This is a genomic window from Metabacillus schmidteae, from assembly GCF_903166545.1.
Lineage (GTDB): Bacteria > Bacillota > Bacilli > Bacillales > Bacillaceae > Metabacillus > Metabacillus schmidteae.
In genome coordinates this window covers 2,363,322-2,388,910 of record NZ_CAESCH010000001.1, presented here as the reverse complement: position 1 = coordinate 2,388,910, position 25,589 = coordinate 2,363,322, and the positions used below count along the sequence as shown (strand labels likewise).

The window sequence follows — 25,589 nt, the reverse complement described above, 5'->3', positions numbered from 1 at the left end:
CGAACCTTGTCTACAATTACACACAAAATATTAAAATTCAAGTTAATTTTTATTTTTTTAGAATAAAAGAAAATTAATTATTCAGGACTTTTAGTCTAAAAAACTGACAAAAAACCTATAAAATGAGATTATAAATGAACTCATCTTATTTTATAGGTTTAAATATCGGTTTCTTTTGAAATTATTTCTTTTTCCATGTTATACACAAAAGCAAATATTTCAGCTACAGCCTCATATAATTCTTCTGGAATTTGCTGATGAATCTCAAGTTTTGATAAAAGCTCTACAAGTGCTTCGTCCTCATGCACATGAACATTATGATGTTTTGCTGTCTCAATTATTTCTTTTGCAATTAATTCTTTACCCTTTGCAATAACCTTTGGTGCATGCTCCTTACCTTGATCGTACCTTAAGGCAATCGCCTTTTTTACAGATTTATCATTGTTCATACTTTCACATCTATTCTTGTATAAGATTCATTTCTACTAGTTATGTTTAATTGTGTTTTTGAATGGTTTTGTTTGTCGGTTGGATCAAAGGATACAACTTGTATGGAAGATAAATAATAGTCCATTTCATTTAAAAGCTCTTTCAATTTATCTGTATGTTGAGAGACTAAGGGTTTTAAAACTTCAAGATTGTTTGTGATGATTATCTTCATAACTCTGTTTTGTATTTGAACATCAACCATCGTCTCTTTGAGGGTTGGTAGCTGCAAATAAAAAAGGATTCGACAAAATGATGGATCAATTTTCCCATTCCCTAGTTTTTTTCCGTTCCACTGTATGGTTAAATCTGTATTGTTTAAAGCAAACAATGGCACTTGAGTGATCATTTGTGATGTTGGTCCAATATCTTGCTGAAGCAATGGTTGACCATTCAAACGGTAGAGGAGAGAATCAATCTGATCTTTGACTAACGGCCCTACTACTTCTTCTTTACTTACCACACCTAGTATCTCTCTTACAGTTTGAATTTCCACTGAAGCTTCTTTTATCAACAGACCATTCTCCAACTCTAAATCAAATGGCCTTAATGAGAGGAGATCATTAGATGTTTGTCTAAGGTTTAATATTGAATGTTGCAATTGTTTTACTAATTCCGAAGGCTGCTCCATACTTTGTATTGAATGTAGTAAAGTATCAATTTGATTTGCTAAAGGTATGTTGGATTTTGCTTGAATCAGGGATTTTATCACATTTTCTGTTAGTGGGAAGTCTTGCTTAATCACATATTTTACCGCTTCTATAAACGTCGTTATATCCGTTTTGGATATATCTTTGAGCATCTCTATAGATGTTAGCAATTGCTCCTTTGTGAACGGAATATGATCTTTTGCTAGTTCACTAGCTAATAATATATTATCTTTTGATGTTTTTTGTTGGAACATTAAGAGTAGATCTTTTGCGACTGACTGGTTCGTAAAATGATCTCTTTCTACTTGCTTAATGATCTTTAGTTGAAGACCTTGTTTTTCTGATCCATTTACACGAAACCAGTATCGTTCCGAAGTGTTTATTGAAGCTTCAAGCTGAGCAATAAGCTTTGAATGCCCAACTTGAATGAGAGCTTTTTGATCCGGAAAAAGATTAAGTACTTTTCCTTGAACAACTTGATTTTTCATTAATGTCAACTTATTTGTTGACATTGTCATTTGTGTAATTGAATCATTAAGCAATCCTTTCATTGCTGAAAATTGAAACATACTTCATTCTCCACCTTAAATCAAGGAATTAAAAGCTCTTTAACTGGTGCGAAGCTTTTTCTATGGTGCTTGGTCACACCATGCATTTTTAAAGCAGCTAAATGTTGTTTTGTTCCATACCCCATATGTTGTGCAAATCCATATTCCGGGTATTGATTTGAGATTTCTTCCATCATTCGATCTCGGGTAACTTTTGCAATTACTGAACTTGCTGCAATTGAAATACTTTGGGAGTCGCCCTTAATAATTGATGATTGTGGAATCTGCACATTAAGTTTCATCGCATCCAATAGTAAATAAGATGGTGTTTTTGAAAGATTTTCAATTGCCTTTGTCATAGCAAGTTTTGTAGCTTCATAAATATTTATTTCATCGATAATCGAAGGAGGAACGACTCCAATACCAATTGCTTCAGCCTGTTCATGAATCATGTCATAGAAACGCTCTCTCATTGTCGCTGTGAGTTTTTTAGAATCTGTTAAACCCGGTATATAGCATTCCTCTTTTAAGATAACAGCAGCCGCTACAACAGGCCCTGCTAACGGTCCCCTTCCTACCTCATCAATACCTGCAATAAGATGGAAGCCGTTCTTTTGAGCTTCTCTTTCAAAGCGTAGCATGCTGTAAAATTGATTTTGGAGTTCCTTTTCTTGCTCATATTGCTTGAACCACTTTTCAACTAATTGCTGAACTCCTTTTCTATGATCTGCTTTGCACTCAATTAGAAATGGATCACTTTCATTAGTAATTTCAGATAACTTTTTTTTAATTTCGTTTGTCGTTAATTGCATTTGTGTTTCTCCCTAATTCTTCAATATGTCTGTTTTTATATGTACAACTCATTATAATATACCTATTATATCGGCACTTGATAAAATAAATAAAGACCCGCGTTTAGGCGAGTCAACTATTTTTTAATTACGCGGTTTTCGCATACTTTGTTGTTCTTGATGCAGATAAAGGTTAAAAACTAGGCCGTTCCATTGCGATACAGTCACTCCATGCGCCGGGGAGGAAGCTGAGCCTCCTCGGCTTCGCCTGCGGGGTCTCAGCCTTTCCTCACTTCCCGCAGGAGTCGAGTGTCTTACGCTCCATTCCACTATAGAGTTAAAATAGTGTTTTAAAAGCCAAAATATTTGCGAAAACAGTCTTTAATTATCAATAAAATCTCCTGGTGTTTCAAATGATAATCTGCCTAATTTATCTGCTCGAATTTCTCTTAAGATAAGCTCAGACGTTTTATCATAATCAATATATCCACCAGACATCATACACCCGCGCTTTTTCCCTATTTCATCAAAAAGCGGAACAATTTCATCTGGCAGTTCCTCTAAGTTAAAACGCTCAATTAATCTGTTCGGATAATGTTCTTTTAAAAATGTTAAAGCAAACACGGTTATGTCTTGCAAGTTCAAAATAGCATCTTTAATTGCACCGGTTGTTGCAAGCTTTTGACCTACAAGCTGATCTTCAAATTTTGGCCAAAGAATACCTGGTGTGTCTAATAGCTCAAGCTCATTGCCCACCTTTACCCATTGCTGCGCTGTAGTGACGCCTGGTCGGTCTCCCGTTTTTGCAATATTTTTCTTAGCAAGCCTGTTAATCAATGTTGATTTACCAACATTTGGAATACCGATGATTAAAGCACGTATGGCACGAGGTTTAACCCCTTTCGCAGCCATTTTGTCAAATTTCTCTTTTAAGAGGATTTTTGCTAAAGATGTAATTTGCTTTAAACCTGTTCCTGATTGAGCATCAATTGCTATTGCGGAAATATTTTGTTCTTTGAAATATTCAATCCACTGTTTAGTTATTGTGTCGTCCGCCTTATCAGCTTTATTCAATAACACAATTCTTGGCTTTGTTGATACAATGTCATCAATCATCGGATTTCTCGATGACATTGGAATTCGCGCATCAACAAGCTCAAAGACAATATCAATTAATTTTAGCTTTTCTGTAACTTGTCTTCTCGCTTTAGCCATATGTCCTGGAAACCATTGTATTGTCATACTATCACCTGCTTTTTACTTACTCTACGATACGAATATTTGAGAATGGCCAATAGACTAGATTCGTTTTTCCCATAACCTCTTCTATTGGTATCGTACCAATATGTCTACTATCTTTACTTTGACGCCTATTATCCCCCATAACAAATAGTTGTCCTTGGGGCACCGTTGATCTTCCTGTAATGCCTTCTAGGTCAAAAGGCTCTGTCAAAGGGCCGTCAATTAGTTCATTTTTATATTCATCAAGATAAGGCTCTTCATACTTTTCGCCATTTATATACAGTGTATCATTTTTATATTCCACATGATCTCCTGGTAAACCAATCACACGTTTAATATAATCTTTATCAACAGTTGCATGAAAAACAACGATATCAAATCGCTCAGGTTCATCAATTTTATATGAAAATTTATTCACAATCATTCTATCTTGTGTATGTAAAGTTGGCATCATTGAATATCCATCAACAACAATCGGTGCAAAAAAGAAAGACCTTATGATTGCTGCTAAAATGACAGCGATAGCTAAAGCTTTCATCCACTCTAGAAATTCATTTTTCTTTTTTGTCATATATTCACCTGCTTCTAGCAATCATTATATCCACTGTCTGTTTTTTGGTATACGTGTATTATAGGCTGTTTTCTAAGGAGCAATTAATACAGAATATTTTATAGAATAGAAACAGTAGTTTTAATTAACAAATCCTCAGATCGCCAAATTATTGAAAAAGGAGCTTGTTAAGCAACAAGCTCCTTTTCAACTATACGGACAGAAACTGACCCATATATTTGAGACTTAGTATAAACTAAGCTGTCTTATCGAATTTCTTTAATACGCGCAGCTTTACCACGTAATTGACGTAGGTAGTAAAGTTTAGCACGGCGAACTTTACCGCGGCGAATAACTTCTAGCTTCGCGATTTTTGGTGTGTGTACAGGGAAAGTACGTTCAACACCTACTCCGTAAGAAATCTTACGAACAGTAAATGTTTCACTAATTCCACCACCACGACGCTTAATCACAACACCTTCAAATACCTGAATACGCTCACGAGTACCCTCAACGATACTTACGTGTACACGTACAGTATCACCAGGACGGAAAGCTGGTAAATCAGTTTTTAATTGTTCTTTTGTGATTTCTTCAATTAGTTTTTGCATCGTTTTCCAACTCCTTCCAACAGATGCTCATTCCAATATCTATTCATTGCAGCGGAACATCGTTTTAAAAGACTTACATGTCAGTAAGTCACGAAATTTATCTTACCATATCAAGACATTGGGTGCAATAGCTAGTTTTCATTTTGCAACGTTTTTATGATAGCTTTTTGTTTTTCCGTTAAAGGGTATTTTTCTAATAAATCTGGACGCCGCTCGAAGGTTCTTCTTAAAGATTGCTCCTCACGCCACTCAGCGATTAATTTGTGATTACCTGATAATAGTACTTCCGGTACTTTAAAGCCTCTAAAATCAGCTGGTCTTGTGTAGTGTGGATGTTCTAGTAAACCAGAGCTGTAGGAATCTAAAATAGGAGAGTCCTCATTTCCCAGAACACCGGGAAGGAGCCTGACAACACTATCTGTTATCACCATTGATGCAAGCTCTCCTCCTGTTAAAACAAAATCTCCTATCGAAATCTCATCTGTTACCAGATGTTCCCTAATTCTTTCGTCATATCCTTCGTAGTGACCACAAATAAAAAGAAGATGGTCCTCTTTAGCTAATTCCTCTGCTTTTGCTTGTGTAAACCTTTCACCTTGAGGACAAACCAATATCACCTTTGGCTCTGTATCTCCCTGTTTGCGAATATCTTCGACAGCATCAAAAATTGGTTGAGGAGTTAGTACCATTCCAGCTCCCCCGCCGTATGGATAATCATCAACATTTTGATGTTTATTTGATGAATATTCGCGGAAATTCATTACATTAAATGTAACGGCTTCTTTATCCTGAGCTTTTTTAAGAATTGACTCATTTAATACCCCATGAAACATTTCGGGAAACAGCGTTAAAAAATCAATTTTCATTAATCAAGTAATCCTTCCATTGGTGTGATAATGATCTTTTTTTCTTCAATGTTGATTTCTTTTACAATTTCTTCAATGTATGGCACAAGCAAGTCTTTTCCTGCTTTTCTTTGAATAACCCAAACATCATTTGCTCCTGTTGCGAGAATTTCACGTATTGTTCCGATTTCTTCTCCGCTGTCTGTATACATCTTACATCCTATTATTTCATGAAAGTAATATTCTCCTTCTTCGAGCTCCGATAATTGCGATTCTGATACTTTTAACAAAGAACCCTTAAATGGCTCGACATCTTGAATGGAGTGCATACCTTCAAAAGTTAAAAGGTCAAAATTTTTATGTACACGGTGAGTGTCAACAACTACTTCAACCGGGTCTGCTGAACCTTCCTTGAAAATATATAATACATTGCCAGGTTCATATCTTTCTTCTGCAAAATCTGTTTTTGAAATAACTCGTACTTCTCCTCTAATTCCATGAGTGTTAACAATTTTTCCTACATTAAACCATTTCTCAGCCATATTTATCACCTCAGGCGTATTTGATCCACAATTCCATCTTTAATAACAATGCTTTTCTCCTTCATTAGCTCATCCCAATTGTCACCGATGTTTATATCTAGTATTGCATCTACTTCTTTTTCTTTTATTTCGCTTCCGATTGGCAATGTATGTACCTGTTCTAGTTGAAAATCAACCAGCTTAATTTTTTCACGTCGTTTTTCTATTTCTTTTAAGAATTGAGTCGCAAGCTGCTTACTTGTTTTCTCCACCTTTTTATATTCAAAATAGAGTTGATCACATTCCTGTTCGATCATTTTTTTCCGCGAAGAAAATTCTTTTATTAATGATTGCTTACTAGTTGCTGTTATCATTTGCTTAACAGTCACACGGTGGAGTATCTTCATTATTGTTCCTCCCCTATACAAGCTTAATACCTACTAAAACGTAAGCACATACCAACTTTAAGATATACTGTTTTCGCATAATACTTTAATTTAGCCACGTAGTCGAATAATGTTCTATGCAGCTAATTTATTTTTCTTAACGTACAAAAAAAGGGGGAGGAACCTCCTCACCCTTTTTTAGTCATTAATCTCTAGTTGGATTCGTTTAGATGAATTAGATCCCGCTGCATAAACAACAGTTCGAATGGCTTTTGCGATCCTTCCTTGCTTACCAATCACTTTACCGATATCATCCTTATGAACAGAAAGTCGGTATATCATTTGATGCCCTTCTTCATGTTCAGTAATCTCAATCTGATCCGGCTTATCAACAAGCGGCTTCACAATTGCTTCGATTAACTCTTTCATCTCAACAGTCATTACTTGCTGTTTTTAGCGTTATGGAATTTTTCCATAATGCCTTCGTTAGAGAACAAGTTACGAACTGTATCAGATGGTTTTGCACCATTTGACATCCATTTTAGAGCTAATTCTTCATTGATTTTCACTTCAGCTGGTTGAGCAACTGGGTTGTAAGTTCCTACAACTTCAATGAAACGTCCATCACGTGGTGAACGTGAATCTGCTACTACAATACGATAAAAAGGAGATTTTTTTGCTCCCATACGTTTTAAACGAATTTTTACTGCCATTTTATAAAGCACCTCCGAAAATGTTTCAACAAGATAGTATATTATCAAATAAGTTATATGATGTAAAGGTTTTTTTCTTGTCAGTTTTAAAAAACCTTTAAAAACACTGTAAATCACTACATTTTGTCTAGAAAATGTTTAATTTTCTATAAATTTCTCTGTTTATTCCTTACATAAATGGAAACTTAAATCCACCTTTTTTCTTACCTTTTGTCATACTTGTCATTTGCTTCATCATTTTTTTCATATCTTCAAATTGCTTTAATAAACGGTTCACTTCTTGAACAGTTGTACCGCTTCCTTTCGCAATTCTTTTTTTACGTGAAGCATTCATAATTTCCGGGTTGAGTTTTTCAGCCTTTGTCATGGATTTAATAATTGCTTCAACATGACTAATTTGCTTTTCATCAACCTGTAAATTTTTTAATCCCTTTACCTTGTTTGCACCAGGTAACATGCCGATAAGATCCTCTAATGGACCCATATTACGGACCTGCCCAAGCTGTTCAAGGAAATCATCAAAAGTAAAAGATGCTGTGCGCATTTTTTGTTCTAGTTCTTTTGCTTTTTCGGCATCAACATTTGTTTGAGCCTTCTCGATGAGTGTTAACACATCACCCATTCCTAGAATTCTTGATGCCATTCGTTCAGGATGAAACGCTTCTAGTGCATCCAGTTTTTCTCCTAAACCAACAAACTTAATCGGTGTATTTGTTACAGAGCGAATAGATAATGCTGCTCCACCGCGTGTATCACCATCAAGTTTTGTTAAAACAACACCTGTTAAACCCAGCTGTTCATTAAAGCTTTTGGCTACATTTACTGCATCTTGTCCAGTCATAGCGTCTACAACAAGGAAAATTTCATCAGGTTTAGCGATTTCTTTTACCTGTTCAAGCTCTTCCATTAGATTTTCATCTATATGAAGTCGACCAGCTGTATCAATAATCACATAGTCATGATGTTCCTGTTTTGCATGCTCTAGTGCTTTAGTTGCGATTTCAACCGGGCTTACTTGATCTCCCAAAGAAAAAACAGGCATATCTAACTGTTTACCTAATGTTTGCAGCTGTTTAATAGCTGCAGGTCGATAAATATCGGCCGCGACAAGCAATGGGCTTCTATTATGCTTCTTTCTTAAGAGATTCGCTAATTTACCGGTAGTTGTCGTTTTACCTGCACCTTGTAAACCAACCATCATAATTACTGTCGGTGGTCGATTCGATACCGCAATCTTACTTTGCTCTCCGCCCATTAATTCTGTTAGCTCATCTTTAACAACTTTGATGACCTGTTGGCCTGGAGTTAAGCTTTTCATAACTTCTTGGCCAACAGCACGCTCACTAACACGCTTAATAAAATCCTTTACGACCTTAAAGTTAACGTCAGCTTCCAACAAGGCAAGGCGTACTTCACGCATCATTTCCTTTACATCTGCTTCGGTTACTTTTCCTTTGCCGCGAATTTTGGCCATGGTATTCTGCAGTCGGTCGGCTAATCCTTCAAAAGCCATAAATGCCGCCTCCTAATCTAATTTCTCAAGCTCTTGAAGCAAGACATCAAACTGATCGCGATTTACTATTTCAGTAGAAAATTCACTCAGCTTTGCCATGATCTTCTGGCGCTCTTGAAATTTTTGAAATAATAAAAGTTTTTCCTCATATTGCTCCAACATTGCTTCAGTCCGCTTAATGTTATCGTAAACAGCTTGTCTACTAACACTGTACTCTTCCGCAATTTCACCAAGGGAGTAATCATCCAGATAGTATAAGGACATATAGCTCTTCTGCTTAGGGGTCAACAGCGATTGATAAAAATCAAATAAATATGTTAACCTCGTAGTTTTTTCAAGCATCATGCCTTTCCACCCCTTTGTTAAGTGAATTACCTTTACAACATATAAGTCTACATACGAAGTATTTTCTTGTCAAGTAGTATAAAGATATATAGGAGAAAATTAAAAAAGCTAACCGTAAATTAGGTTAGCTTTTTTGAAATTATTCCTTCTCCTGCTCCTCAATAATACCTGAGAAAAGACTATACACATATTGCTCAGTACTAAACTCTTGTAAATCATCCATCTTTTCACCTAAACCAACGAACTTCACCGGAATATCCAGTTCACCTTTAATGGCTAACACAATACCACCCTTCGCGGTACCATCCAATTTCGTTAGAACAATTCCTGAGACATCTGTTGCTTGTGAGAATTGCTTTGCTTGTGTCATCGCATTTTGACCTGTCGTTGCATCAAGCACAAGTAAAACTTCATGTGGTGCCCCTGGGATTTCACGTTCAATTACCCGTTTTACCTTTTCAAGTTCTTTCATAAGATTTACTTTATTTTGTAGGCGTCCAGCTGTATCACATAATAAAACATCAACTTGTCTTGCTTTTGCAGCTTGGACAGCGTCATACATGACTGCTGCAGGATCTGAGCCTTCTGATTGCTTGATCACATCAACTCCAACTCTTTCTCCCCAAACCTCCAGTTGTTCAATCGCCCCAGCTCTAAATGTGTCTCCAGCTGCCAAAAGAACAGAGTTACCTTCACTTTTTAACTTATGGGCTAATTTGCCGATTGTAGTTGTTTTCCCGACACCATTAACTCCAACAAATAAAATGACATTTAGTCTGCCATGTTCAAGATTTAGTTTGTTAATAGGTTCCTCATTACTGTCACCTTCATATATTTCAATAAGTTTTTCTGAGATTACTGCTTGAACTTCCTTTGTATCTTGAATATTGCGTCGTTTTACTTCCAATTTTAATTCATCAATTAAATCCATTACAGTAGCGACACCAACATCTGCGCTAATTAATAGCTCTTCAAGTTCCTCGAAGAAATCTTCATCTACTTTTCGGTATCTCGCCACTAAATCATTCATTTTACCAGCAAATGAATCTCTAGTTTTTGTTAATCCTTCTTTAAATTTTTCTGTTACAGTATCAGTTTGTTGAGTAATTTTTTCTTTTAATTTCTTAAAAAAACTCATTCTATTGGTCATCCTTTCGGCTAAGATTGAACTAATTCCTTAGTCTCTTCTAATCTAACGGACACAAGCTTTGAAACTCCTGATTCTTGCATTGTTACCCCATATAATACATCTGCCTCTTCCATAGTACCTTTACGATGTGTAATAACGATAAACTGAGTTTCATGACTGAACTTCTTTAAATATTGAGCAAAACGATGTACATTGGCTTCATCGAGAGCTGCCTCTACTTCATCCAAAACACAAAACGGGACAGGACGGACTTTCAGGATGGAGAATAATAAGGCTATAGCTGTTAAAGCACGTTCTCCACCAGACAGTAATCCAAGATTTTGTAGTTTCTTACCGGGTGGTTGTGCAACAATTTCGACACCTGTGTTTAACAAATCAGTAGGATCTGTAAGTTTGAGCTCAGCTCTCCCCCCGCCAAAAAGTGCTTGGAATACAGTTTCGAAGTGTGATCGTATCGCATTGAATGTTTGTTCAAACCTTTTCTTCATTTCGTCATCCATTTCATCAATCACTTGATAAAGCGTGTCTTTCGCTTCTAATAGATCATCTCGTTGCTCTGATAAGAAAGTAAAACGCTCAGAAACACGTTCATATTCATCAATCGCTCCTAAGTTTACCGTTCCTAACTCATCAATTGCAAGCTTGATTAGCTTTACACGTTTCCTAGCTTCATCTACCTCAATATCAAGAGTGAATTTTTCTTTTGCTCCTTCAAAGGTTAGGAGATATTCCTCACGTAAATGATTCAAGCGGTTATCTAGTTCTACATCCAGACGATTTAGCTTTACTTCCTCATCTTTAAGGATATCTTGTAATTGCTTATCCTGACGTTTTATCTCTTTTAGCTCAGTTTCTTCATATTCAAGCTTTCCTTGCAACTGAAGACGTTCGTCTCGTCTACTTGCAATTAATTCGATCGTTTTATTTTTATCTTGAAGTTTTTTTGTTGCAGCTTCTTCAAGTTTTTCTTCACCGGATGAGCTTGATGTCATCTCATTTGAAAGTAGAGAATAATCCTCACTTGCCTCGTCATGCTTTTGTTGAGCTTGATTAAGATCAGCATGAATTCTTTCTACTTTTTCTTTTTGATTTTCGTATAATTGTTGTTTACCAGCTAGTATAACCTTTAATTCTGTTAGTTCAGCCTGCAGCTCGTCCTTTGAGGTTTGCTGTGTATTTTTCTTCACAGACATTTCCTCAATTTTTATGTCAAGTTCGACTATATTCTTTGACACTTCTTGAAGTTTATCCTCAAGCTCTTTTTTGCGACGATCTATTCGTTCCTTTTCAGTAGCAAATGCTTCTCGTTCAGAATCATATATTGTTAAATGATCATTTACATTTTTTTCGTTTAATTCAATCTCACGAATTTCACTGCGTATTCTTTGTTCCTCTAATCTAAGATTTTCACCTTTTGAGCGTAATTCCTCTAACTGCTTTTCTTGTTTTACGATATTTTCTTTCGTTGCCTTAACATCGTTTTCAAGCTCTTCTGTTTTCTCTTCCATTACCGATAGCTTTTCCACAATTTGTTCGAGTTCCCGTTGACGACTTAATAGGGAATTGTTTTTTTGCTTAACAGCTCCACCAGTCATTGACCCCCCTGGATTTACAACATCTCCTTGTAAAGTGACAAGACGATATCGATAATTCATTAACTTCGCAATATCGTTTGCACCTTTTAGATCTGATGTAACAATGACAGTGCCTAGTAAGTTAGCGATTATTGATTTAAATTGAGGTTCATATTTCACTAAATTTGTAGCTATCCCGATAAAAGCCGGGTGATTTTGAATCATGTTCAAGTCATGCTGGTTGATTGAACGTTCCTTAATCACAGACAGAGGTAAGAATGTTGCACGACCATAAGAATTTTGTTTTAAAAATTGGATTGCTTTTCTTGCAGCGACTTCATCTTCAACAACTACATGTTGCATGGAGCTACTTAAAGCAATCTCAATTGCTGTCTCGAAATCTTTTTCAGTCGTAATTAATTCTGCAACAGCTCCATGAATTCCTACCAGTTTGTCTTTTGCTTTAAGTACTTCTTTAACTCCTTGGAAGAAACCTGCATAGTCTTCCTGCATAGATTCTAGTACTTCTTTTCTTGACCTTGTTTGTTGTAATAATTGATAAGCCTGATATAATGCAGATTCTTTTTTTTGATATGAGTTTTTAAGATTTTCCAGTTTTGCTGATGTATCTCGGAAACTTTTTATTTGATCAGTTAATTGTTTCTCAGCTAGTGAATAGTTTGCTTCAATTTTTAATTTTTTTTCAATTATTTCAGAACGCTCCACCACATAACGTTTGTTTGAATCTAATAATCTCTCATTTTTTCTTTCTTGCTGATTTAATTGTTCATTTAAATATGAAATCTCATTACGTGCTGTAGCTTGCTCATTAAGCAATTCAAAATATTCACTTTTTAACTCTTCAATTAGCTCTTCAATATTTTGATCATATGATAGTGCCAACTTTTGTTTTTCTGTTAAATCCTTTTTTATCAACTCTAGTTCATTTGTATAAGCTTCCAGCAGCATTTCCTGCTCTGATTTTTCATGACGTAATTGAGATGTAAGTGATGTTAAGTCAGCAATTGTTTTTTCTAATTGAGCTTTATTTAGGTGTGCATTTTTCTTTCTCTCTTTAAGGACTTCTTTTCTGCCTTCCAGCTTTTCTAATTCTTCACTCGCTAATAAAAGCACTTGTTGAAGTTCATCAATTGAGTCATCTAATGCACTCACATGATCTTTCATCTGTTCAACAGCAGCTTCTTTTTTCTGCATAGAGGCTGACAGTTTACCTTCTAAGTCTTTATTTTTTTCTACAGATTTTGAAAGATTTTCATACTTTTTATGCAGTTCTTCAATTTCAAAAACTGTTAAAGCAACTTCAATCTGTTCTAATTCTTCCTTTTTTTCCAGATAATCCTTAGCAATTGAAGCCTGTATTTTTAAGGGTTCGACTTGGCCTTCCAGCTCATATAGAATATCGTTTACACGATTTAAGTTTTCTTGTGTTTCGGCAAGTTTATATTCTGCCTTTTTCTTACGAGATTTATATTTTAAAACCCCTGCTGCTTCTTCAAATATCGAACGTCTTTCTTCAGATTTACTGCTTAGAATTTCTTCCACTTTCCCTTGGCTTATGATCGAGAATGCTTCTTTTCCTAATCCGGAATCCATAAATAGGTCGACAATATCTTTTAATCGACAGCTTTGTTTATTGATGAAAAACTCACTTTCTCCAGACCGGTATACACGGCGAGTTACACTCACTTCATGATAATCAATCGGAAGAAAATGATCTTCATTATCTAATGTAAGGGTTACTTCGGCTACATTTAAACTTTTTCTAGAATCACTCCCTGCAAAAATGATATCCTCCATTTTTGCTCCGCGTAATGATTTGGCCGACTGTTCTCCAAGTACCCATCTAATTCCATCAGTTATATTACTTTTTCCACTACCATTAGGTCCAACTACTGCGGTAACACCTTTGACAAAATCTACGGTGACTCTTTCAGCAAAGGACTTGAATCCTACAATATCCAAACGTTTGAGGAACATTGTGATCCCCCTTACCTATTCTTTTTTAGCTGTTATCGTCAATTGTGTATAGAATTTATATATTATATCTATTGTAATTATGACAAACTCTTTCATATTTTATCATAATTCGTCGATATACCTCATAGTTTTTTTATTCACATATAATTTTAATCGATAAACCTTAAAAAAGGACAACCCCTTTATTTCGTATGCCTTTTTCTCACATACGGTCATGCGGCTGTCCTTTTAACTAATATCTATTTATTTATTTGCTGCAGCTTCGAAAGCGCTTCTTGGGCAGCATGCTGCTCCGCTTCTTTCTTCGACTTGCCACTACCAGTACCATATACCTCACCATCCAAAGAAACAGTTGAGATAAATTCACGATTATGTGCGGGTCCTTTTTCTTGAAGGATTTTATATTCCAAAATCCCCTTTGTATCTCTTTGTACAAGTTCTTGGAGCTGACTCTTGAAATCCATTACATGTGAAAAGGCACCTTCATCAACTTTCGGAATGACAAACTTATTTAAAAATTGTACAACAGCCTCAAGACCTTGATCTAAATATAGCGCCCCAATGAAGGCTTCGAATACATCCGCAAGTAATGCAGGTCGAGTTCGTCCACCCGTCATTTCCTCACCTTTACCTAATAACACCAAACTACCAAATGAAAGAGAATTAGCGAAGCCTACAAGTGAAGGCTCACATACGATAGCAGCACGTAATTTTGTTAATTCCCCTTCACTCATCATTGGATATTTCTTGTAGAGGTATTGAGAAATTGTTAATTCAAGAACTGCGTCACCTAGAAATTCTAATCTCTCATTGTCTTCATACGGTTTTTTTCGGTGTTCATTAACATATGATGAATGAGTAAAAGCTTGGTACAAGAGCTTTTCGTTCGCAAATGTATGACCAATATTCACTTGGAATTTTTTGAACTCTTCAGCTTTTTTTGCAAAAGAGCGTCTCTCTTTATAATTTATATGTCTTGCCATAACTTGGTACCTCCAATTTAAATGCGAAAGCAACTCCATGTTTAACCTAGTATAAGACACTTCATAATTGAAGGTAATTGTTTTTAGTGTTCCCTTGAATTATGAAGTGGCTTAGACCAAAGCATTTGTTTACCTCTAGTATACAATATGCTAAGTATAAAGCATAGAAGGCCAACACTAGCAAAAAAACTTAAAATGGCTAAATAAAAGGTGGAAAGTCCCGTAATATATACGGGACTTTATCAGCAACATTACTGTTTGCTATTTATGTAGTTAACAGCGTCACCCACTGTACCGATTTTTTCTGCATCTTCGTCAGAAATTTCCATATCGAACTCATCTTCAAGTTCCATAACAAGCTCAACTACATCAAGGGAATCTGCTCCAAGATCATCTTTAAATGAAGACTCTAATTTTACTTCAGCTTCATCAACACCTAAACGGTCAACGATAATCTTTGTTACACGTTCTAATACTTCTGCCATTTTCCTTCACCTCCCCTCAAGTATTATAGATGATTTTATTATGAAAAACTAGTTTGATTCTAGTATTTTCTTTAAAAATCCTTTTCTTCACTAGTTTTCCTTTTTAAGTTCAAGGAAATACAAGTCTCAGAAAAAAATCACATTACCATACCACCGTTAATATGCAGTGTTTGTCCTGTGATATATTTGCTTTTCTCAGAAGCGAGGAAAGTTACTGCATTAGCTATATCACTTGGTTCTCCCAAAGTGGCTAACGGAATTTGTTTAAGTAAATCTGCTTTAATTTCGTCATTTAGCTCATCTGTCATGTCTGTGGTTATAAAACCAGGAGCAACAGCATTTACCGTAATATTTCTTGATGCTAATTCCTTTGCTGTTGTTTTTGTTAACCCAATAACTCCCGCTTTAGCTGCTACATAATTTGCTTGACCAGGATTTCCACTCACACCAACAACAGAAGTTATATTAATAATTCGTCCATTTCTTTGCTTCATCATCTGTCTTGTAACAGCTTTTGTACAAAGAAATACACCTTTTAAATTTGTATCGATAACTTCATCCCATTCCGTATCTTTCATTCGCATGAGAAGGTTATCTCTTGTAATTCCTGCATTATTTACAAGAATATCTAATTGACCAAATTCCTTAATCACTTCTTTTATCATTTGCTGAACATCTTCACTATTAGATACGTCTGCTTTAATTGCGATAGCTTGTCCACCACTCGCTTTGATTTCATCCACTACTTCGTTTGCTTTCGCTTCATTTCCTGCATAGTTAACAGCAACACGAGCTCCATTCTTTGCAAGGTCTAAAGCGATTGCTTTTCCAATTCCACGCGATGCTCCAGTAACTAAAGCAACCTTATTGTTTAGCATTAGGCTTCCCCCTTCAGTTTGTCTACAGTTACATTTAAAGATTCAAGATCGAAGATATTATAAACTGTTACAGAACGATCTATTTTTTTCACTAATCCCGTTAATACTTTACCAGGACCGATTTCTACAAATGTTGTCACGCCATTTTGAATCATTGTTCTTACTGATTCTTCCCATCTTACAGGTGAGAATAACTGTTTGACTAATAAAGCCTTAATTTCTTCGTGACTAACTACCGGTTGAGCTGTTACATTAGCAATAACCGGGATGGAAGCATCATTAAAGCTTAATTCAGATAATACCTGATCAAAGTTTTCAGCAGCAGGCTTCATTAATTGAGAATGAAAAGGACCACTAACAACTAATGGAATTGCTCGTTTTGCACCATTTTCTTTTGCTAATGCGGATGCCTTTTCAACCCCTGCAGCTGTTCCGGAAATAACGATTTGTCCAGGACAGTTTAAATTCGCTAATTGTACAGAATCACCATTTTCAGTCACGTCTGTTGTGATCTTTTCTAATTCCTCTGCAGTCATACCTAAAATGGCTGACATTGCGCCCTGTCCTGCAGGTACCGCCTCATCCATATATTCCCCGCGTTTTTTCACTGCGTAAACAGCATCTTCAAAACTCAATACACCAGCAGCAACCAGAGCAGAGTATTCCCCTAAGCTATGACCTGCAACAAAATCTGCCTGGATATTGAATTTCTTAACATATTCTAATATGGCCATGCTTGTTGTTAATAAAGCCGGTTGGGCATTATAAGTCAATGTTAGTGTATCTTGTGGTCCTTCAAAAATAAGGTCCTTTAATTCTTGTCCTAATTTTTTGTCCGCTTTTTCAAAAATTTCTTTTGACTCAACAATATCTTGATAGAAGTCCTTTCCCATGCCAACAACTTGTGAGCCTTGACCGGGAAATAAAAATCCAATTTTAGTCATCTTATGTTCCTCCGTTTCCTATCCCTTAATAGAAGAAAGAATTGTGCCTGATACATCATTTGTTACCATCTCTCTTGTCTGACGGATAGCATTATATATCGCATTAGCATCAGATGATCCGTGAGCTTTTATTACAGGAGCTTTTAATCCAAATAAAGCAGCACCACCATACTCTGAATAATCCATTTGTTGTTTAATTGTTTTCAATTGTGGTTTTAATATTCCTGCAGCAAGCTTTGATGTAAAATTACTTGTTAAAGCAGACTTCAACATTGAGAAGACAGAAAGAGCTGTCCCTTCAATCGTTTTGAGGGCAATATTTCCTGTAAACCCATCTGTTACAACAACATCTGCCACAGATTCCATTAAATCTCGTGATTCAATATTTCCAATAAAATTAAGATTTGCTTCTTTTAACAGATCAAAGGTTTGCTTTGTTAAGTCATTCCCTTTTTTATCTTCTGTACCGACATTTAATAATCCTACTCGGGGATGTTTAATTCCTCTAACTTTTTCAGCATATACCGATCCCATAATAGCATATTGAAGTAAGTGCTCTGGTTTAGCATCGACATTAGCTCCCACATCTAAAAACACAAATCCTTTACCATCCAAGGTTGGCAAGGTTGGCGATAATGCAGGCCTTTCAATACCTTCAATTCTGCCCACAACTAACAATCCCGCTGTCATGAGAGCGCCTGTGTTACCTGCTGATATACACCCATCTGCCCTTCCTTCTTTGACTTCATTAGCTGTTAAGACCAACGATGCATTTTTTTTTCGTCGAACTGCACGAACAGGTTCGTCTGTTCCTTCAATAATTTCATCAGTATGTATAATATTGATTCTTGTAGAATCTGATAAATATGTTTTTATTTTATGTTCTTGACCAATGAGCGTGACCTCCAGATCTGGAAATACAGCTATAGCTTTCATGACACCTTCAACTATTGCTTGTGGTGCATGATCTCCACCCATTGCATCGATCGCTAGCTTCATTATGTAACCTACCTTTGTGTTTGATTTGAGCGATACATTTCAAACTCACCAGAAAAAACTAATTCACTTCCAACAAAACTATTCACTTCAACCGTTGTTCGTTTTTGTTCTGAGTCACTTTTTACTTTTTTCGCTTTGGCAATGACACGCTCATTTTCTTTTACCTGTCTTGTAAAATGAATGTTTGCCTTTTCTGTTAATGCCAATTCATCATTTATCATCGCAACTGCCAATGAATTTGCTTGTGCAAATAAGTGGTGTCCTCTGGCAATCTGATTTCTACTAAAAACATGTTCTTTTTTAATTTCTAATATAGAAATCGCTGACTCATCCAGTTGTAAATCTATGATCTCTCCAATTACTTCTTCTATAGGCAAAGCCTTCACTTCATCATCTAGTTTCTTTTCAGCTACGTGTTTTATTCGTTCCCTTAATTCAGGAATGGATAATTCCAACCTATCCAAGCGTATCGTTTGAATACTAACTTGAAACTTCTCAGCTAGTTCTTCATCGGTTATGAATGGTGTGTTTGCAATTGTCTCCTGTAATAAAAGCTGTCTCTCTTTTTTATTTTTTCTCATGATATTAATGACACCGTCCGAACTATTAAGACTAGGTACTAATAGTAGTATATATATAAAGAAAACAGATTGCAACTGAATTGCTATCTGTTTTCTTAGAAAATATTTTATTATTATTAGATGACAAGATCAATCCAGCTTTTCACCCTCAAGAATGCCTGATTGATATAAGTATTCTCTTAATGGTTCATATTTTTCTTCTTCCCAAAAAGCATTTGATTGTATAAGTTCCACTGCATCTTGCCTCGCTACTTCTAATGCACGATAATCATGTACCATATCTGCTACCTTAAAAATTGGCATTCCACTTTGTTTTTTTCCGAAGAAGTCTCCTGGCCCTCTTAGCTCCAGATCACGTTCTGAGAGGACAAATCCATCATTTGTCTCTGTCATGATCTTCATTCGTTCTTTACCTGTTTCTGATTTAGGATCAGCAAGTAAAATACAATATGATTGCGCGCTACCTCGGCCAACCCTACCTCTTAATTGGTGAAGTTGAGAAAGTCCAAATCGTTCTGCATCATAAATAACCATTGTTGTAGCATTTGGAACATTAACACCAACTTCTACAACGGTAGTAGAAACCAAGACATGAATATCATTTTGACTAAAGCTTCTCATGACAGTGTCTTTTTCATCAGATGAGAGTCTTCCATGCATAAGTCCGATCCGAAATCTCCCTTTGTAGTAAGAGGTCAACATACTGTGAACATCAAGAGCATTTTGGACATCTAACTTATCAGATTCCTCAATCAATGGGCAAATAACATAAGCCTGGCGCCCTTTTGATAATTCCTTTTCAATGAATACAAGAATTCGCTCGAGCATATTTGGTTTCACCCAGTATGTTTCAATAGCCTTTCTTCCAGCAGGAAGTTCATCGATGATCGATACATCCATTTCACCAAATGCTGTTATAGCTAATGTTCTAGGAATTGGTGTGGCAGTCATAAACAATACATCTGTATGCTCTCCCTTTTCACGAAGCAATCGTCTTTGTTCTACGCCAAAGCGATGTTGCTCATCCGTAATGACAAGGCCAAGATTATGAAACTTTATTTCATCTTGTATTAAAGCATGAGTACCAATTAATAGTTGAATCTCATTGTCTCCTACTTTTTCCAACAATTCTCTTCTCTTTTTCCCCTTAACTGAACTTGTCAGCAATGCAACCTTCACATTGAACGGCTCAAAAAGTTTATAAAGAGAATCGGCATGTTGCTCCGCTAAAATTTCGGTCGGAACCATGAGTGCCCCTTGATATCCGGATAATACCACTGCATAAAAAGCAATAGCAGCTACAACTGTTTTTCCAGATCCAACATCTCCCTGTAATAATCGATTCATGCGATAGGGAGACGACATATCCTGTAAAATTTCATTTACTACTCTTGATTGAGCATTTGTAAGAGGAAAAGGTAATGAATCAATAAATTTATTGTGTTTCTCCTTCGAGTATTCATGTACAATGCCTTTTGATTGTTCTCGCTGTACTTTTCTCAAAGCTTGCATTTTAAGTTGAAATAATAAGAATTCTTCATACACAAAACGCCTTCGAGCTGATTTTAAATCTTCTTTTTCTTCAGGTATATGAATCGTATGAAGGGCTTTTCTTCTGGTTATCAACTTATATTTTTGCAGTAGTTCATTTGGGAGGATTTCCTCAACATCATTTAAATAATTTGTTAATGCAAGCGAAACAAATTTTCTCATTCCTTTTACTGTTAATTTACCCTTTACAGAGTAAACAGGTTCTATTCCTGACAGTTCCTGCTTAGGACCGAACGTTAATTGTTGCACTGTAATCGTTTGCCTATGCTTGTCCCATTTTCCAGTTACTGTGACAGTCGAATCAATAGTTAGTTTATTTTTAAAGTAAGGGCGATTAAAACAAACAACTGATAGTAAGTACCGTCCTACAAGCAAGCGAAACGTTAATCGAGAACGTTTTTTTCCAAAAAAGGTAAGAGAAGGCTCACTATGAACCCTTCCCTCAACCGTAACTCGCTCATCATGTTTTACATCTTCCAAGTCTCGCAAACTATTATCATCATAACGATATGGAAAATATTCAAGAAGATCTTGTATTGTATAGATTCCAACATCATTCAATAATTCTGCTGTTTCACTTCCTACACCTTTTAAAACAGAAATCGGTTCTAATAATTTATTAATCACTTTTATTTTTGCGTTTCACCAAAGATCCTAGCTTGAAGCTGTTGACCTGTTGGAGTCGCAGCTAACCCTCCTTGTGCAGTTTCTTTTAACGCAGTGGGCATAGTTTGACCTATTTTAAACATTGCCTCAATTACTTCATCACATGGAATTCTGCTTGTAATGCCAGCTAAAGCCATATCTGCTGCAATCATAGCATTTGCCGCTCCCATGGCATTTCGTTTCACACATGGGACTTCTACTAATCCCGCAACAGGATCACAAACTAATCCAAGCATATTTTTTAATGTTATCGCCATTGCATTCGCTGCCTGGCGAGGAGTACCACCGGCCATTTCAACAATAGCAGCTGCTGCCATTCCTGATGCGGAACCAACTTCAGCCTGACATCCACCAGCAGCACCTGAAATTGAGGCATTATTTGCAATAACAAACCCAAATGCACCTGAAGTAAAAAGGAATTCAATCATTTCTTTGCGGGAAGGGTTTAATTTTTCTTTAACAGCAAAAAGTGTGCCAGGGACAACCCCGGCAGAACCAGCCGTTGGTGTTGCACATATTGTTCCCATCGCAGCATTTACCTCATTTGTTGCAACTGCTTTACTAACCGCATCCAAAATAGTAGACCCTGAAAGAAAATTGCCTTTTTGTAGATAGTTTTGCAATAAAACAGCATCACCACCCGTTAACCCCGAGTGTGATTTTACTCCCTTTAGGCCTTTTTCAACAGCTTGCTCCATTACAACAAGATTTCTTTCCATTTGTGCTAAAACATCTTTCCGTGTTCTTTCTGAAACTTGACACTCTTGCTCTATCATGATTTCAGAAATTTTTACCCCTTTGCTTTCTGCTTGTAATACTAGCTCCTCAACATTTCGGAACATAGATGACTCCCCCGTTCGTTTAATAACATTTTATTGCTTATATTTCATCATCAATTCTAGTTACTTGGAAAATATTTGGTAATGCTTTTAGCTCTTCCAACACATTTTTGTGAACATTTTGATCTGTTTCAATTGTCATTAATGCCATTTGACCTATATCTTTTCTAGATACATCCATATGTCCAATATTAATTTCATGTTTTGCTAATACATTGGCAACTGCGGCAATTACCCCATATCGATCTTGATGAACAACCAGGATTGCCGGGTGATTTCCTGAAAGTTTTAATACAAACCCGTTTAATTCTGTGATTTCGATTTTTCCACCACCGATTGAAATGCCGACTAATTCAAATTGTCCATAGTCATCACCAATTATGATACGGGCAGTATTGGGATGTTCAGCAATTGCGTCTTCTTCAATAAATGTTACTTTTATCTCTTTTTCTTTTGCAATATCCAGCGATGATTTTATACGTTCATCAGATGGTTCAAAATCTAATAATCCTCCAATAATGGCTATATCTGTTCCATGACCCTTATAGGTGCTTGCAAATGAATTATAAAAGGAGACAATGATCCATTTGGGTTCACGACCAAATAAAGTTCTTGCAACACGACCAATTCTTGCTGCACCTGCAGTATGTGAACTTGACGGGCCGATCATTATCGGGCCAATAATATCAAAAACACTTCTGTATTTCATGGAACCCACTCTCCCGAATTAAATTTTCATAATAAAAAAACGTTTTAAACTATTATATGATCATTACAATCAATTAGGGAACATTCGTTTCCCACATTATTAGTTTAACAGATTTGAGGAAATTCGGCATGATTAAAGAAATAGCTGAACTATTCAATAAATTAACCATGGGTTTATTAATTTTAAAAACAACAATCTTTGCGAAAAAAGCCAAAACAAAAAACCCAGGTTACTGGGTTTTTGTTGTTCATTATTCAACTGAGAATATATAAGAATATAAAGGTTGATCACCTTTGTGTACTTCAACTTCAACGTCCTTAAACGTTTCTTCAACAAATTGTAAAAGCTGTTCTGTATCTTCGTCAGTTGCATCTTCCCCTTGTATAATTGTGACAATTTCATCATCATCTGCAATCATCTCAGTGAGAAGTTTGATAGAAGCAGTTAGTTGCTCTTGATCTGTTATGACAATTTTACCGTTTGATATCCCCATAAAATCGCCTTTTGAAATGTCGAGTCCATCTATATTTGTATCACGTACAGCATAAGTGATTTGACCGCTCTTTACATGTTGAAGGGTTTCATTCATCAATTGTTCAACTTCTTTTGCTTCTGCTGTTGGATTAAATGCCAGTAAAGCTGCCATCCCTTGTGGTACAGTCTTTGAAGGAATTACGATAACATTCTCTTCAACTACTGATGCTGCTTGTTGAGCAGCCATAACAATATTTGAGTTATTTGGTAATATGATGATATTTTCAGCATTTACGTCCTTAATCGCCTTGACAATATCCTCTGTGCTTGGATTCATTGTCTGTCCACCTTCAATAACCTCATTTGCCCCAATACTTCTAAAAAGTTCGGCAATACCTTTACCCATTGAAACAGTGACAATGCCATATTTATTTTTTTCTTTCGTTTCATCTGAGCTTGTAGTTGGAGTGTAATGTGTGGTCCCAACAATATCCGTATGTTGCTGTCTCATATTTTCAATTTTCATGTTGATGAGATTTCCATATTTTTGCCCATATGATAAAACATCACCAGGATATTCAGCATGTATATGTACTTTTGCCAATTCATCATCTGCAATCACTAATAGTGAATCACCGAATTGACTTAAATCATTTCTAAACGTTTCCTCATGGAATGGTGTTTTATCAGCTTCAAAGCGAACCATAAATTCAGTACAATATCCAAATTCAATATCTTCTGTATTTATATGTCCCTGCACACTCTTATGGTGCTCAGCATTCACAAGCTCATCCATAGATGGTGTGGTTACATATGTAGTTGTCAGCTTTTCACCCTTTAAAACGGCTAAAAAGCCCTCATACACAAATACTAACCCTTGACCGCCGCTATCCACTACACCCACTTCTTTTAAAACTGGTAATAGCTCTGGTGTGCGTTTTAAGGATGCTTCCGCTTCCTTCAAAGTGGTCTCCATAACTTTTGTGATACATGTCTCAGTCTCGGCAATACGAACTGCAGCTTTAGCAGCATCTTTCGCCACAGTTAAAATTGTCCCTTCAACCGGTTTCATCACCGCTTTGTAGGCAGTATCTACACCAGCTTGCAGGGCAGCTGCAAACTCCATTGCATTAATTGTTGATTTTTGTTCTACGGATTTTGAAAATCCTCTAAACAATTGTGACAGAATCACACCAGAGTTTCCACGAGCACCCATTAATAACCCTTTTGAAAGCGCATTCCCGACTTTCCCGATGTGATCAGTCTGATTGTTTCTTACTTCTTTTGCGCCTGATGTCATTGATAGATTCATGTTTGTACCGGTATCTCCATCTGGAACTGGAAACACATTGAGCGCATCGACTAATTTTGCATTATTTGCTAAGTGGTCCGCACCTTGCAAAATCATCTCTGCAAACTGCTTACCATCTAAGGTTGTATTAGACACAGGTAATTTCCTCCTTACTACGGGTTCGCAACACGAACACCTTGTACAAAAATGTTAACAGAATCAACAGCAAGTCCAACCGTCTGATCTAACGTATACTTCACTTTCGTTTGAACGTTATGTGCGACTTCAGAAATTTTTGTACCATAGCTGACGATGATATACATATCTATATTTATCGAATCGTCATCCTGACGAACGATTACGCCTCTGCTAAAGTTTTCTTTTCTTAGGATATCCGTAAGACCGTCTTTTATTTGATTCTTTGATGCCATTCCAACAATACCATAGCAGTCAATAGCTGCACCACCTGCAACGGTTGCAATGACCTCGTTTGAAATATCGATTTGTCCGTACTTTGTTTTTAATTCAATGGACATAAAAGTTCCCCCTTTGGAATTGTTCGCACTGGCTATAGTTATTTTACTATAAGCCTTCATATTTTAAAAGCGATTATAAGTCCGAGGTGTAAATACAAGTACTACTATTATATACAACAATACACAAAATACTATGTCAAGGAAAAATTCTTGAAAGACTATGGTAGAAGTATTGCATTCTAATGTCAGTTATGATAAATTATTAAAGTATCTCATGGCTATGTACATGACTATCGTAAAATATGTAGTGTTTTTTTGTAGTAAGGAGGGAATAACATGGCACGTAAATGCGTTGTTACTGGTAGAAAAACTCGCTCAGGTAACTCTCGTTCACACGCGATGAACGCTAACAAACGTACTTGGGGCGCAAACCTTCAAAAAGTTCGCATCTTAGTTAACGGAAAACCAAAAAGAGTATATGTATCTGCTCGCGCTTTAAGATCAGGTAAAGTTGAGCGAGTTTAATTTTAATTAAGCTTACTCATTTCGTATTCTCTTATTTTCGAGAATATAAAAAACTATAAAGCGAAACATAGGAAAAAGCACCGAAAATATCGGTGCTTTTTTCTTAATCTTTTTTAAACGAACCGAGCATTGCTCGAACAATTCCTCCTAAAAACTTCGGTAGCTTAATCGTATAAAATTTCATTGTTTCCCTCCTCAACCAATCATTAAACAAGGTTAAAGCTTGTTCAAAGGTGCTAGAAGCGTCAAAAAAAGATATAAATCA

29 protein-coding genes are annotated in these 25,589 nt (G+C 36.2%); 2 read left to right on the top strand and 27 right to left on the bottom strand.

Features of this window, described 5'->3' with window-relative positions; genetic code table 11:
• Positions 1 to 158: 158 nt before the first annotated feature.
• From HWV59_RS11450 to sdaAB, 24 genes are all read right to left on the bottom strand, one after another.
• On the bottom strand, positions 159 to 449 hold the full coding sequence (locus tag HWV59_RS11450) for an EscU/YscU/HrcU family type III secretion system export apparatus switch protein (protein WP_102229679.1): 291 nt from the start codon (positions 447 to 449) through the stop codon (positions 159 to 161).
• Complete coding sequence (locus HWV59_RS11445; RefSeq protein WP_102229678.1) at positions 446 to 1,705, bottom strand: hypothetical protein; 1,260 nt, start codon at positions 1,703 to 1,705, stop codon at positions 446 to 448. The genes HWV59_RS11450 and HWV59_RS11445 overlap by 4 nt, the downstream gene beginning before the upstream one ends.
• A gap of 20 nt (positions 1,706 to 1,725) precedes the next feature.
• Positions 1,726 to 2,496, bottom strand: coding sequence for a ribonuclease HII (locus tag HWV59_RS11440; protein WP_102229677.1), 771 nt, complete (start codon positions 2,494 to 2,496; stop codon positions 1,726 to 1,728).
• 360 nt (positions 2,497 to 2,856) lie between these two features.
• Positions 2,857 to 3,717: a ribosome biogenesis GTPase YlqF gene (gene ylqF / locus HWV59_RS11435; RefSeq protein ID WP_102229676.1), complete on the bottom strand. Its 861-nt coding sequence runs from the start codon at positions 3,715 to 3,717 to the stop codon at positions 2,857 to 2,859.
• A gap of 19 nt (positions 3,718 to 3,736) precedes the next feature.
• Entirely contained in the window at positions 3,737 to 4,288 is a 552-nt protein-coding gene (lepB, locus tag HWV59_RS11430) for a signal peptidase I (protein WP_102229675.1), read from the bottom strand.
• A 245-nt stretch (positions 4,289 to 4,533) separates the two neighbouring features.
• Positions 4,534 to 4,878, bottom strand: a complete 345-nt coding sequence (gene rplS, locus HWV59_RS11425; protein ID WP_072580071.1) for a 50S ribosomal protein L19 — start codon at positions 4,876 to 4,878, stop codon at positions 4,534 to 4,536.
• 131 nt (positions 4,879 to 5,009) lie between these two features.
• Positions 5,010 to 5,744, bottom strand: a complete 735-nt coding sequence (trmD, locus tag HWV59_RS11420; RefSeq protein ID WP_102229674.1) for a tRNA (guanosine(37)-N1)-methyltransferase TrmD — start codon at positions 5,742 to 5,744, stop codon at positions 5,010 to 5,012.
• A complete protein-coding gene (gene rimM, locus HWV59_RS11415; protein WP_102229673.1) occupies positions 5,744 to 6,265 on the bottom strand; it encodes a ribosome maturation factor RimM in 522 nt (173 codons plus the stop codon). Before rimM ends, trmD begins: the two co-directional genes overlap by 1 nt.
• Before the next feature lie 5 nt (positions 6,266 to 6,270).
• On the bottom strand, positions 6,271 to 6,651 hold the full coding sequence (locus HWV59_RS11410) for a YlqD family protein (protein WP_102229672.1): 381 nt from the start codon (positions 6,649 to 6,651) through the stop codon (positions 6,271 to 6,273).
• A 177-nt stretch (positions 6,652 to 6,828) separates the two neighbouring features.
• Complete coding sequence (locus HWV59_RS11405; RefSeq protein WP_102229931.1) at positions 6,829 to 7,059, bottom strand: KH domain-containing protein; 231 nt, start codon at positions 7,057 to 7,059, stop codon at positions 6,829 to 6,831.
• 11 nt (positions 7,060 to 7,070) lie between these two features.
• Positions 7,071 to 7,343 carry a 30S ribosomal protein S16 gene (rpsP, locus tag HWV59_RS11400; RefSeq protein WP_078434369.1) on the bottom strand — a complete coding sequence of 91 codons (273 nt, stop codon included), beginning with the start codon at positions 7,341 to 7,343 and terminating at the stop codon, positions 7,071 to 7,073.
• A gap of 169 nt (positions 7,344 to 7,512) precedes the next feature.
• Positions 7,513 to 8,856 (bottom strand): signal recognition particle protein, encoded by a 1,344-nt coding sequence (gene ffh, locus HWV59_RS11395; RefSeq protein ID WP_175638858.1) that lies wholly within the window; start codon positions 8,854 to 8,856, stop codon positions 7,513 to 7,515.
• Positions 8,857 to 8,868: 12 nt separating this feature from the next.
• On the bottom strand, positions 8,869 to 9,201 hold the full coding sequence (locus tag HWV59_RS11390; RefSeq protein ID WP_102229670.1) for a putative DNA-binding protein: 333 nt from the start codon (positions 9,199 to 9,201) through the stop codon (positions 8,869 to 8,871).
• A gap of 139 nt (positions 9,202 to 9,340) precedes the next feature.
• A complete protein-coding gene (gene ftsY / locus HWV59_RS11385; RefSeq protein ID WP_102229669.1) occupies positions 9,341 to 10,339 on the bottom strand; it encodes a signal recognition particle-docking protein FtsY in 999 nt (332 codons plus the stop codon).
• A 20-nt stretch (positions 10,340 to 10,359) separates the two neighbouring features.
• Positions 10,360 to 13,923 (bottom strand): chromosome segregation protein SMC, encoded by a 3,564-nt coding sequence (gene smc, locus HWV59_RS11380; protein WP_102229668.1) that lies wholly within the window; start codon positions 13,921 to 13,923, stop codon positions 10,360 to 10,362.
• 239 nt (positions 13,924 to 14,162) lie between these two features.
• Positions 14,163 to 14,906: a ribonuclease III gene (gene rnc / locus HWV59_RS11375; RefSeq protein WP_102229667.1), complete on the bottom strand. Its 744-nt coding sequence runs from the start codon at positions 14,904 to 14,906 to the stop codon at positions 14,163 to 14,165.
• Between the two features lie 251 nt (positions 14,907 to 15,157).
• A complete protein-coding gene (gene acpP / locus HWV59_RS11370) occupies positions 15,158 to 15,391 on the bottom strand; it encodes an acyl carrier protein (protein ID WP_102229666.1) in 234 nt (77 codons plus the stop codon).
• 137 nt (positions 15,392 to 15,528) lie between these two features.
• Positions 15,529 to 16,269, bottom strand: a complete 741-nt coding sequence (gene fabG, locus HWV59_RS11365) for a 3-oxoacyl-[acyl-carrier-protein] reductase (RefSeq protein ID WP_175638857.1) — start codon at positions 16,267 to 16,269, stop codon at positions 15,529 to 15,531.
• Positions 16,269 to 17,213 carry an ACP S-malonyltransferase gene (fabD, locus tag HWV59_RS11360; protein WP_102229664.1) on the bottom strand — a complete coding sequence of 315 codons (945 nt, stop codon included), beginning with the start codon at positions 17,211 to 17,213 and terminating at the stop codon, positions 16,269 to 16,271. The genes fabG and fabD overlap by 1 nt, the downstream gene beginning before the upstream one ends.
• A gap of 18 nt (positions 17,214 to 17,231) precedes the next feature.
• Positions 17,232 to 18,212, bottom strand: coding sequence for a phosphate acyltransferase PlsX (gene plsX, locus HWV59_RS11355; RefSeq protein WP_102229663.1), 981 nt, complete (start codon positions 18,210 to 18,212; stop codon positions 17,232 to 17,234).
• An 8-nt stretch (positions 18,213 to 18,220) separates the two neighbouring features.
• The gene (gene fapR, locus HWV59_RS11350) at positions 18,221 to 18,793 is read right to left on the bottom strand and encodes a transcription factor FapR (protein ID WP_102229662.1); all 573 of its coding nucleotides are present in this window, start codon (positions 18,791 to 18,793) and stop codon (positions 18,221 to 18,223) included.
• 129 nt (positions 18,794 to 18,922) lie between these two features.
• A complete protein-coding gene (gene recG, locus HWV59_RS11345; protein ID WP_235991824.1) occupies positions 18,923 to 20,968 on the bottom strand; it encodes an ATP-dependent DNA helicase RecG in 2,046 nt (681 codons plus the stop codon).
• A gap of 5 nt (positions 20,969 to 20,973) precedes the next feature.
• A complete protein-coding gene (sdaAA, locus tag HWV59_RS11340) occupies positions 20,974 to 21,852 on the bottom strand; it encodes an L-serine ammonia-lyase, iron-sulfur-dependent, subunit alpha (protein WP_102229660.1) in 879 nt (292 codons plus the stop codon).
• A 37-nt stretch (positions 21,853 to 21,889) separates the two neighbouring features.
• Positions 21,890 to 22,558 carry an L-serine ammonia-lyase, iron-sulfur-dependent subunit beta gene (gene sdaAB / locus HWV59_RS11335; protein ID WP_102229659.1) on the bottom strand — a complete coding sequence of 223 codons (669 nt, stop codon included), beginning with the start codon at positions 22,556 to 22,558 and terminating at the stop codon, positions 21,890 to 21,892.
• A 128-nt stretch (positions 22,559 to 22,686) separates the two neighbouring features.
• Between sdaAB and HWV59_RS11330 the strand changes: the two genes are divergently transcribed.
• Positions 22,687 to 22,830, top strand: coding sequence for a hypothetical protein (locus HWV59_RS11330; protein WP_175638856.1), 144 nt, complete (start codon positions 22,687 to 22,689; stop codon positions 22,828 to 22,830).
• Here HWV59_RS11330 and HWV59_RS11325 read toward each other — a convergent pair.
• Together HWV59_RS11325 and HWV59_RS11320 are read right to left on the bottom strand one after the other, a co-directional pair.
• Positions 22,809 to 24,479, bottom strand: a complete 1,671-nt coding sequence (locus HWV59_RS11325) for a DAK2 domain-containing protein (RefSeq protein WP_102229658.1) — start codon at positions 24,477 to 24,479, stop codon at positions 22,809 to 22,811. The two genes, HWV59_RS11330 and HWV59_RS11325, sit on opposite strands and share 22 nt — an antisense overlap.
• Positions 24,480 to 24,496: 17 nt before the next feature.
• On the bottom strand, positions 24,497 to 24,859 hold the full coding sequence (locus tag HWV59_RS11320; protein WP_098796256.1) for an Asp23/Gls24 family envelope stress response protein: 363 nt from the start codon (positions 24,857 to 24,859) through the stop codon (positions 24,497 to 24,499).
• A 276-nt stretch (positions 24,860 to 25,135) separates the two neighbouring features.
• Between HWV59_RS11320 and rpmB the strand changes: the two genes are divergently transcribed.
• Positions 25,136 to 25,324, top strand: coding sequence for a 50S ribosomal protein L28 (rpmB, locus tag HWV59_RS11315; protein WP_026559391.1), 189 nt, complete (start codon positions 25,136 to 25,138; stop codon positions 25,322 to 25,324).
• A 103-nt stretch (positions 25,325 to 25,427) separates the two neighbouring features.
• On the opposite strand, the gene spoVM is transcribed toward rpmB, so the two are convergent.
• Positions 25,428 to 25,508: a stage V sporulation protein SpoVM gene (spoVM, locus tag HWV59_RS11310; RefSeq protein ID WP_003328987.1), complete on the bottom strand. Its 81-nt coding sequence runs from the start codon at positions 25,506 to 25,508 to the stop codon at positions 25,428 to 25,430.
• Between the last annotated feature and the right edge of the window lie 81 nt (positions 25,509 to 25,589).

Excerpts from the sequence above, each read along its gene's own strand:
- HWV59_RS11450 (WP_102229679.1), bottom strand. The coding sequence starts at position 449 with ATGAACAATGATAAATCTGTAAAAAAGGCGATTGCCTTAAGGTACGAT.
- HWV59_RS11445 (WP_102229678.1), bottom strand. The coding sequence starts at position 1,705 with ATGTTTCAATTTTCAGCAATGAAAGGATTGCTTAATGATTCAATTACA.
- HWV59_RS11440 (WP_102229677.1), bottom strand. The coding sequence starts at position 2,496 with ATGCAATTAACGACAAACGAAATTAAAAAAAAGTTATCTGAAATTACT.
- ylqF (WP_102229676.1), bottom strand. The coding sequence starts at position 3,717 with ATGACAATACAATGGTTTCCAGGACATATGGCTAAAGCGAGAAGACAA.
- lepB (WP_102229675.1), bottom strand. The coding sequence starts at position 4,288 with ATGACAAAAAAGAAAAATGAATTTCTAGAGTGGATGAAAGCTTTAGCT.
- rplS (WP_072580071.1), bottom strand. The coding sequence starts at position 4,878 with ATGCAAAAACTAATTGAAGAAATCACAAAAGAACAATTAAAAACTGAT.
- trmD (WP_102229674.1), bottom strand. The coding sequence starts at position 5,744 with ATGAAAATTGATTTTTTAACGCTGTTTCCCGAAATGTTTCATGGGGTA.
- rimM (WP_102229673.1), bottom strand. The coding sequence starts at position 6,265 with ATGGCTGAGAAATGGTTTAATGTAGGAAAAATTGTTAACACTCATGGA.
- HWV59_RS11410 (WP_102229672.1), bottom strand. The coding sequence starts at position 6,651 with ATGAAGATACTCCACCGTGTGACTGTTAAGCAAATGATAACAGCAACT.
- HWV59_RS11405 (WP_102229931.1), bottom strand. The coding sequence starts at position 7,059 with ATGAAAGAGTTAATCGAAGCAATTGTGAAGCCGCTTGTTGATAAGCCG.
- rpsP (WP_078434369.1), bottom strand. The coding sequence starts at position 7,343 with ATGGCAGTAAAAATTCGTTTAAAACGTATGGGAGCAAAAAAATCTCCT.
- ffh (WP_175638858.1), bottom strand. The coding sequence starts at position 8,856 with ATGGCTTTTGAAGGATTAGCCGACCGACTGCAGAATACCATGGCCAAA.
- HWV59_RS11390 (WP_102229670.1), bottom strand. The coding sequence starts at position 9,201 with ATGATGCTTGAAAAAACTACGAGGTTAACATATTTATTTGATTTTTAT.
- ftsY (WP_102229669.1), bottom strand. The coding sequence starts at position 10,339 with ATGAGTTTTTTTAAGAAATTAAAAGAAAAAATTACTCAACAAACTGAT.
- smc (WP_102229668.1), bottom strand. The coding sequence starts at position 13,923 with ATGTTCCTCAAACGTTTGGATATTGTAGGATTCAAGTCCTTTGCTGAA.
- rnc (WP_102229667.1), bottom strand. The coding sequence starts at position 14,906 with ATGGCAAGACATATAAATTATAAAGAGAGACGCTCTTTTGCAAAAAAA.
- acpP (WP_102229666.1), bottom strand. The coding sequence starts at position 15,391 with ATGGCAGAAGTATTAGAACGTGTAACAAAGATTATCGTTGACCGTTTA.
- fabG (WP_175638857.1), bottom strand. The coding sequence starts at position 16,269 with ATGCTAAACAATAAGGTTGCTTTAGTTACTGGAGCATCGCGTGGAATT.
- fabD (WP_102229664.1), bottom strand. The coding sequence starts at position 17,213 with ATGACTAAAATTGGATTTTTATTTCCCGGTCAAGGCTCACAAGTTGTT.
- plsX (WP_102229663.1), bottom strand. The coding sequence starts at position 18,212 with ATGAAGCTAGCGATCGATGCAATGGGTGGAGATCATGCACCACAAGCA.
- fapR (WP_102229662.1), bottom strand. The coding sequence starts at position 18,793 with ATGAGAAAAAATAAAAAAGAGAGACAGCTTTTATTACAGGAGACAATT.
- sdaAA (WP_102229660.1), bottom strand. The coding sequence starts at position 21,852 with ATGTTCCGAAATGTTGAGGAGCTAGTATTACAAGCAGAAAGCAAAGGG.
- sdaAB (WP_102229659.1), bottom strand. The coding sequence starts at position 22,558 with ATGAAATACAGAAGTGTTTTTGATATTATTGGCCCGATAATGATCGGC.
- HWV59_RS11330 (WP_175638856.1), top strand. The coding sequence starts at position 22,687 with ATGATTAAAGAAATAGCTGAACTATTCAATAAATTAACCATGGGTTTA.
- HWV59_RS11320 (WP_098796256.1), bottom strand. The coding sequence starts at position 24,859 with ATGTCCATTGAATTAAAAACAAAGTACGGACAAATCGATATTTCAAAC.
- rpmB (WP_026559391.1), top strand. The coding sequence starts at position 25,136 with ATGGCACGTAAATGCGTTGTTACTGGTAGAAAAACTCGCTCAGGTAAC.
- spoVM (WP_003328987.1), bottom strand. The coding sequence starts at position 25,508 with ATGAAATTTTATACGATTAAGCTACCGAAGTTTTTAGGAGGAATTGTT.